Annotated in this window: 9 protein-coding genes; 8 read left to right on the top strand and 1 reads right to left on the bottom strand. The window is 45.7% G+C overall.

What is annotated here, in order from left to right; all coding sequences use genetic code 11:
- Nucleotides 1-175: 175 nt before the first annotated feature.
- The 4 genes from ACTRXF_RS15475 (at nt 176) to ACTRXF_RS15460 (ending at nt 2609) form a co-directional block, all read left to right on the top strand.
- Entirely contained in the window at nt 176-616 is a 441-nt protein-coding gene (locus tag ACTRXF_RS15475; RefSeq protein WP_474263983.1) for a hypothetical protein, read from the top strand.
- 936 nt (nt 617-1552) lie between these two features.
- A complete protein-coding gene (locus ACTRXF_RS15470; protein WP_462868801.1) occupies nt 1553-1837 on the top strand; it encodes a DUF5839 family protein in 285 nt (94 codons plus the stop codon).
- Nucleotides 1838-1927: 90 nt separating this feature from the next.
- Entirely contained in the window at nt 1928-2275 is a 348-nt protein-coding gene (locus ACTRXF_RS15465; RefSeq protein WP_474263985.1) for a type II toxin-antitoxin system RelE/ParE family toxin, read from the top strand.
- 13 nt (nt 2276-2288) lie between these two features.
- Entirely contained in the window at nt 2289-2609 is a 321-nt protein-coding gene (locus tag ACTRXF_RS15460; RefSeq protein WP_474279733.1) for a helix-turn-helix domain-containing protein, read from the top strand.
- 406 nt (nt 2610-3015) lie between these two features.
- On the opposite strand, the gene ACTRXF_RS15455 is transcribed toward ACTRXF_RS15460, so the two are convergent.
- Nucleotides 3016-3204: a helix-turn-helix domain-containing protein gene (locus ACTRXF_RS15455; protein WP_474263989.1), complete on the bottom strand. Its 189-nt coding sequence runs from the start codon at nt 3202-3204 to the stop codon at nt 3016-3018.
- Nucleotides 3205-3506: 302 nt separating this feature from the next.
- Here ACTRXF_RS15455 and ACTRXF_RS15450 point away from each other — a divergent pair, with 302 nt between their 5' ends.
- The 4 genes from ACTRXF_RS15450 (at nt 3507) to helD (ending at nt 8016) form a co-directional block, all read left to right on the top strand.
- On the top strand, nt 3507-4967 hold the full coding sequence (locus tag ACTRXF_RS15450; protein WP_474263992.1) for a SulP family inorganic anion transporter: 1461 nt from the start codon (nt 3507-3509) through the stop codon (nt 4965-4967).
- Between the two features lie 23 nt (nt 4968-4990).
- Nucleotides 4991-5413 carry a universal stress protein gene (locus tag ACTRXF_RS15445; RefSeq protein WP_474263994.1) on the top strand — a complete coding sequence of 141 codons (423 nt, stop codon included), beginning with the start codon at nt 4991-4993 and terminating at the stop codon, nt 5411-5413.
- Nucleotides 5414-5538: 125 nt separating this feature from the next.
- A complete protein-coding gene (locus tag ACTRXF_RS15440; RefSeq protein WP_474263996.1) occupies nt 5539-5703 on the top strand; it encodes a hypothetical protein in 165 nt (54 codons plus the stop codon).
- 39 nt (nt 5704-5742) lie between these two features.
- Nucleotides 5743-8016: an RNA polymerase recycling motor HelD gene (helD, locus tag ACTRXF_RS15435; RefSeq protein ID WP_474279731.1), complete on the top strand. Its 2274-nt coding sequence runs from the start codon at nt 5743-5745 to the stop codon at nt 8014-8016.
- Nucleotides 8017-8130 lie beyond the last annotated feature (114 nt).

Genomic DNA, 8130 nt, shown 5'->3' with positions numbered 1-8130 from the left:
TTTTTTGATCTTGCAGGGGGAGTGTTCGGATAGGAAGGTATCATGGAACAGGAAAAGAGCAGTACATAAACCAATAACCATTCAATGATTTAGGTCGAAGGCATCTTCGTTCGAAGCCCCTAGACGTCCAAGAACAAGCAACGAATCATTCACCATTATTAGAGGAGGTTTCCGTATGCCAAGCATTCAATCCCGTCTCCGTTTGTCGCCTGAAGCAGCCGAATACGTGCAGCAGTTACAAGAGCAGCGAAACCATAAAACGCTATCGAAAACGATCGAAGAAATTTTGTTAGAACACAAGCGTCAACGCGAAATGCACCAACGACTCCACGATACGACGATGAGAATCGCTAACCACATGCATCAAAAAGTGGACGAGGAAATGCAGAACCACTTTCAACGGTTACAACACGGTGTGAACAATACGGACTACCATTCGCAAGTTCTTTTGGAACTGCTGAACGGTTTCATGGTGAACAGCGGTATTCGTGACATCATGCCAAGCAGTGAGTTCACCTCGAAACCATACCAGACGGCGAAAGAAGAAGTGAATGATCGGATTGCGCACCAAAAACAGCGCAAAGATGATGCGAAAAACAAACGCTCGAAGTGGTAGGAGTCATCTAGATAAATCGGATAGGCAGGGACAAAGCATGCCCTACAAAGCAATCCAATTGCCGGATGGTTGTTCAAAGAAGAGTAGGCAAAAGATTGAACACATGCTTCATCAAGAAGCACGGAATGGCTAGACATGACATAGCATGACAAATCAAACGATCCTTGGTTTTACGGAAAGCGTGCTTGCTGTTTTTTATAAAGCCGAGGTTGATGATTGATGAAACAATAACCAAATGACGTATGTATTGTATACTCAATGTTGTTCGACGAACGATGGGTTCGTGCGAACTTCTTTTGGTCGATGTTCTTATTCGTTATCTCAACGAAAACCGGACAGGGAAACAGCAAAAATCAAACACCCTACCTGTCATGCTATGAGCTCCTTTTGGAACACATCCCCTGTAACGATTAAAAATTTGGAAGAGCATAAGGGAAAAGTGACCCCAGACGAGCTGGGGTATCCGGCAGTGCCGGATTTTTCATGGGGACATCAAAAAGGCGTTTTGTGACACGTGTGAGACAGCGCTGTGACAAAATTGAGTACAAAACCGGGGGTGTGTGACAGTTTTGAGTACAGGTTTTAATGCTTGGATAACCGGCCAACGATCAATTGTTGACCAACCCCTGGTCAAAAAACGCCCCATTCCTGCCAACCATCAGAGCTTATACCGTGTTCCCGATCGAGCTCTTGGAATGCTCGAAACGTGGTCCAACTTGAAACCAACATCAATCTCAACATGAACCAAGCTTGTTCATGATTGGAACTCAATCGAGTAACAAAACATGGATGTCATCGTAAGCCAATGAAGCAGCATCATACACAGCAAAAGCCAACAACGAAACAGGAAATCGTTCCATCATCGACTGGATGAGGACCAACGATTGAACATATAGTTACCTTTTATTGATCATTTATTGAAGGGAAGAGAGACACATGAAAACAAACAATACGATTGCTGCTTTTCATATTATCCGTCGGGAAGAAAACGGCGCGCTGGTGTTAAACACGAACCAGTTATACACCTGGAACATTCCCAAACGCTTGCGCGAAGATCCGATTCAGCAGGGAGATATCGTCCTCGTGAATACCAACCACGGACGACGAACGGTGCTCGTGATGAATGTCTTTCGCGAAGAATTTGAAGAGACCGGAAAAATGTATAAGAAAGTCGTGAGCGTGGTCGAACGAGCGCCTGCTTCCCCCGCCCAAGAAGCATAACGATCCATCCATGGTGTTATTCATCTAGCATCTGTACATATTGAATAACCCTATCATATAGGGTAAAATAGAAAGGGACCGGGAGGGCTTATGCATCGAGAATTCATCTATACCCCGACGTTCGATAAACGCTGGGAACGACTGAAGTTGTCGGATACCGATTTACGAGAACTGGAGCAACTGTTACTGGAAGATCCGGAACGTGGAGACACGGAAACAGGCACAGGCGGCATTAAAAAAATGCGTTTTGCTCCTTCCCGTTCGAACCAGGGAAAAAGTGGTTCGTACCGTGTGGTCTATCTCAATATTCCTGTAACTCATCGAACGATTTGTATTCTTATTTTCACCAAATCGGAACAAGCAAGCTTATCGAAAGAAGAAAAAAACGAATTAAAGAAACTGTCCATCCAGTTGAAACAACTATATGGCCAGCCATAAGGAGGCGTTAGACATGGGATCTTCTTTTTTTGACGAGATGAAAAAAAGCATGGAAGAAGCAGTGGCTTTTGGCGAAGGCGATCACACGAAAGGCCGGCGGAAAAACGTCGCCATTAAAGCTTTGCAAGTGTTTACGCCCGAAGAGATTAAGCAATTGCGCGAGCAGCTGCAGTTTACCCAACGCGTCTTTGCTCAGGTTTTAGGGGTCTCTACCAAAACAGTGGAAGCGTGGGAAAAGGGAACGAATACGCCAAGCGGTTCCTCTCGTCGGCTTCTCGAAATTTACTGGAACCATCCCGATATTGCCGAACAAGAAGTCACCGAAAACGTGTGAGAGCATTGAGGATGGAAATGGAAACATCAAATAGAAGAAACGTAGCCGTTTTCGATTCCATCGTTTCGAACGGCTACGTTTTGTTTACATAGCAGATTATCATTTCATCTACCGTATGGGTTAAGTATTGTATGGCCGAACTATTTTGGTCCCAAGCATTTAGGAAGTATTAAAAGTATTGCTCAAATGGTGATGGTAATTGGTTCGGTTTTGGGACCGTTGCCCTTTGGTTTATTTTATGATTGGTTTCATAGCTATACGGCGATATTGTGGTTGATAATGATTCTTCCATCCATAGCCGCAGTTTTTGCTCTTTGGTCGTCGAAGCCGTCTTATGCTTAGTTTACGAAGAAAAGAACGCCTCTCACTTGTTTACCGGTGAGAGGCGTTCTTTTTTTAATCTTCATTATAAATGTTCTCCATGCTGCAGCCGGCGGATGTATTCGCGCAAATCTTCTTTTCGCACACGCCAATGCCTCCCGATTTTAAATCCCGGGATCCGGCCTTCCTGGACGAGTTTGTATGTAGTTACTTCGCTGATTTGGAGGTATTCGGCGACTTGGGCCACGGTCATGATGTCATGTTCTTGATCCATAAGGAAAACCTGCCTTTGCGTAGGTACTTCATGCCTATTCTATCCTGTTTCGATGCAAAGGACAAATCAAAGTCCATAGACGTTCAACGTATGACAAAATCTAGCATAAGAAGAAAAATATAGATGATTCTAGAGGCATGATGAAAAGTTTTCATGATGTAAACGCTTAAGATTGGAAAATCCATTGCAAACCCGATCATAATTATATAATCTGTTATAGTCAGTTATAAATGATTATAATAGAAATCATTAAAAATAGTTCGATTGAATGATTTACCAATAGAAAAAGAAAGAGGGTATGTATGCACACATTATCAATAAAGGACCAATGGTTTGGCAACATTAAAGGAGATGTGCTGGCGGGAATTGTGGTGGCTCTAGCGTTAATTCCAGAAGCCATCGCCTTCTCTATTATAGCCGGTCTCGATCCGATGGTTGGCCTGTATGCTTCGTTTTGTATTTCTGTCGTTATTGCTTTCATTGGTGGACGCCCGGGAATGATTTCGGGTGCTACCGGAGCGATGGCGTTATTAATGATTACATTAGTGGCGGATCACGGCGTTGAATACTTGCTGGCAACGACCATTTTAACCGGAATTTTACAGGTGCTCTTTGGCGTCTTCAAACTGGCTCGTTTCATGAAATTTATTCCGCGATCGGTGATGGTTGGGTTTGTGAATGCGTTGGGGATTATGATTTTCACCTCTCAACTGCAACACTTTGCGAACGAAACATGGATTATCTATGCGCTGGTTGGACTTACGTTAGCGATCATTTATTTGTTTCCATTTGTGTCTAAAACGATCCCCTCCACGCTCGTAGCCATTATTATTGTTTCCGCCGTAGCGATATTTATGAATGCCGGTGTACGAAATGTGGGAGACATGGGGGCTTTGTCTCAATCGCTGCCGATGTTTGCTTTCCCTAGCATTCCTCTCAATATGGAAACCCTGGCGATTATTTTTCCTTATGCTTTAGCGTTAACGATTGTCGGTATTTTGGAATCCCTGCTGACGGCTTCTATTGTAGACGATATGACCGACAGCGAAAGTGATAAGAACAAAGAGAGCCGAGGCCAGGGGATTGCGAACATGATCACCGGCTGTTTCGGGGGCATGGCGGGCTGTGCCATGATCGGTCAATCGGTGATCAACGTGAAATCGGGCGGGAATGGCCGCTTATCTTCCCTGGTGGCCGGCATGGTCCTCATGTTTATGATCATCGCCCTTGGAGGCATTGTCGTGCAGATTCCGATGGCTGCGTTAGCAGGAGTGATGATTATGGTAGCCATTGGCACCTTTGATTGGTCATCCATTCGAAATATTCATAAAGTGCCTTTGTCGGATGCTGCAGTGATGATCGTCACGGTCCTCACCGTCGTAATTTCACATAATTTGGCGTACGGCGTGCTGGCGGGTGTCGTTCTCAGTATGATTTTCTTCGCCGTAAAAATTTCCAAGGTCCGGGTATTGTCCTTGTACACCAACGGGGGACGCAAACGTATTTACTACGTCCGGGGGCAGTTGTTCTTTGCCTCGGTCAATGATTTTCAGGATTCGATTGATTATAAAGATACGGTGGATGAAGTGGAGTTTGATCTGCGGGAGTCCCACCTCTGGGACGACTCTGCTATCGGCGCCCTCGATAGTGTCGAAACCAAGTTGGAGCAGCAGGGCATTGAAGTGACGTTTATCGGACTAAACAGTGAAAGTGCCCGGTTATTGAATCGGTTGGGCGGCGTGTCTAAAACGTCCGGGCATTAATGCAAGGAAAAGGAGGTACGCTTATGTACCAGCATATTTTATTAGCTACCGATGGATCGGAGCACTCCCATCGAGCGATTGAACAAACGCTTCGTATGGTCTCTCCTTATGAGCAGGAGGTTTCGATAGATTTGATCTACGTTATTGATAGCGAGATGTCCAAATCCAATGTCTTGCATCATGGGGATTCGGAAGCGATAGCTGTCAAACGGAAAGAGATGTTATCAGACAAAGTCGAATACTTGGAAGCACGGGGTATTCAAACCGAGACGGTGCTTTTGCATGGGTCGCCAGCTGATAAAATTGTGGCGTATGCCAATGACCGTGATTATGACTGTGTCGTTGTGGGGAGCCGCGGCCGAAATAAACTGCAAACGTTTATCTTAGGAAGCGTTAGTCATCAGGTGATTAAGCACGTGCAGGCCCCCGTCATGATGGTGAAATAAATAATAATGAATGATGTTCGATGACACGTGCAGCCTTGAAATTCAGGATGCATGTGTTTTTTCATCTGCAGCTTCTAGGAACACTAATCATATGAATCCAAGCTCAGAAAAGAAAGGATGCCACCATGCCAGACAAGAGGAAAAGCGAGGAGGAACAGGATCGTCTGCGAATACAAGAACTTCAATCTTCGATGACGCATGCGAATGAAGAAGAACAGAAAAGAATCATTACGAGCATCGTGCTGTTACAAGAACAGCTGCGTCAAAAGGAAAAAGAACACGGGGAGTAAATGCTTCCCCGAAGTAATACATAAAGAAAGGAAGATACCATGGCCTATCCGTACGACGACCCGGCGTTTATCCAAGAACAACAGCGCCTGCAGCAGACAAGAGACTATATCTATGAGGTGCTTGAATCCTCTGTCGACAATCAATCGACCTACCAGCAAAATATCAAAGAAGCCCTCGTGGAACTCGACCATTTGGACAGTAGTTTAAGCTATGTGAACACGCTAGCCAATGCCCAGCTGCTGGAAATGTCGAATAAAGAATACCGGGGCCTTATCCGTGTGAAGGACGAGCCGTACTTTTCGCGTATTGATTTTATACGGGATGCTACCGGGCAGACGGAACAGTTGTATATTGGAAAGACCTCGTTAACAAAAAACGAGACCCAGGAACCGGTGATCATTGACTGGCGTTCGCCTATTGCCAATCTGTATTACGAAGGCAGTCTCGGTCCGGCGTCGTACGAGGCCGAAGGGGAAAAGCATGAGGGAGAACTATCATTGAAACGGCAGTTTGAGGTACAGAAAGGGAAACTGCAGCATATGCAGGATATTGATCTTACAGCGAGAGATCAGATGCTGCAGGACGCGCTGTCGACCAATGCAGAAAAACGGTTGAAAGACATTGTGACCACCATTCAGGCCGAACAGAACCGCATTATTCGTGCCGATATGGACAAACCATTGATCGTCCAGGGCGTGGCCGGGAGTGGAAAAACAACCATCGCCATGCACCGGATTTCTTATTTTATTTATACGTATGCAGACACCTTTGATCCGGAAGATATGATGATACTGGCACCCAATCAATTGTTTCTTCATTATATTTCCGGGGTTTTACCGGAACTTGGCGTGGAAGAGGTGCGTCAGACGACGTTTCAGGACTTTTTCATGGCGGCGATGGGGAAAAAATATACCATTCAGTCGTTGGACTACCATTTATTGAACTTCCTTGAAGGAACGGAGGAGGGGGATCGTAACGTTTCCTGGATTCCTGCTTTTAAGGGATCGATGGCGTGTAAAGACATGCTTGAAGCCTATGGAAACGCTATGGCCGAGAAGCTGATTGAGGCAGAGGATCTCATCGTGGATCGTTTTACACTTATTGAGGCGTCGCACGTGAAGCAGCTGTATCATGACCAGTATGGCTACATGCCGGCTTTTCAACGCATCGATAAAATAAAAAAAGTCATTACGGCAGCAGCCAAAAAAGAAATCAAGCGAATTATTGCCGAAGTGAAAGAGGTCTACGAAGACCGCATGGAAAAAGTGCGATCGAACGTCCGGGATCCGGAAAAACGAAGAGAAATGGTGGTCCAGCTCATGGACGAGCAGGAGGCGTACGCAAAACGATTAGAGGAAGAAGCCTCAGAAGCCATTCAAGCCTATGGAAAACAGTTTACCAAACCCGATATTCATACGATGTATAAAAACCTCATGCAGGATGCCGGACAGCTGAAAGCGTTTGGATGTTTTTCAGAGGACGAAGCCGAACAGCTGGCCGGTTACCAACAGCAGGTCTTAAAAGGAAAAAAAATAGAAGCAGAGGACGCTGCGCCGTTGTTATACCTCCAGCATAGACTTGCGGGCGTAAAGACGAAGCATCAGGCTAAAAATGTGGTGATTGATGAAGCCCAGGATTACAGCCTGCTTGAGTTATATACGCTGCGGGCGGTGACCAAAACCAAACTCTTTACCATCCTGGGTGATCTTTCCCAGGGGATTCACAGTTATCGGAGTATACAGCACTGGGAGGACGTGCAGACCTATGTTTTCCCGGAGGCCACGTACACCACGCTTAATCAGAGCTATCGTACGACACAGGAAATCATGGAGAAAGCCAACCAGGTTCTGAAACAAAGTGTCAACCAGAAGCTACCCAAAGCCCGGCCGGTCGTTCGTCATGGGGAATCGCCGGAAGTCGCCTCTTTTCAGCATGACAAGGAGGCAGCGGTACGTATCGAAGCGCGGGTGAACGATCTAAGAACCGATGGCACTCCTTCCATCGCGGTTATTGGAAAAACGATGAACGAGTGCCGGCAACTGCATCGGGCACTGGAAAAACATACTACTGTAGACAGTTATGTATTGGGAGAAAAGGAAGATTTTCGAGAAGGGGAATTGGTCCTTGTTCCTTCTTACTTGGCCAAAGGGCTAGAATTTGATGCCGTTTTTGTTTACATGGAGCAGGACATGTATCATCCAGGCCGGGAACTAGACGTGAAGCTGTTGTATGTTGTGATGACACGGGCATTACATTACTTGGAATTCGTCGTACATCAGCGTCATGTAGATGTTTTAGAAGAATGGATATAGTGGAGAATCGGGCGGGGGTGGGGGTATTCGTACGATGATCTCCCTGGTCCCCGAAGGGAAGATAATTTCATCTACCGTATGGGTTTACCCTTTAAAAAGGAAAAGTTGCGCCAA

The sequence above is a fragment of the Marinococcus sp. LNHM3E3-2.2 genome, from assembly GCF_056034385.1.
The sequence above is the reverse complement of the archived record's forward strand: the minus strand, read 5'-3'. Positions and strand labels throughout refer to the sequence as shown.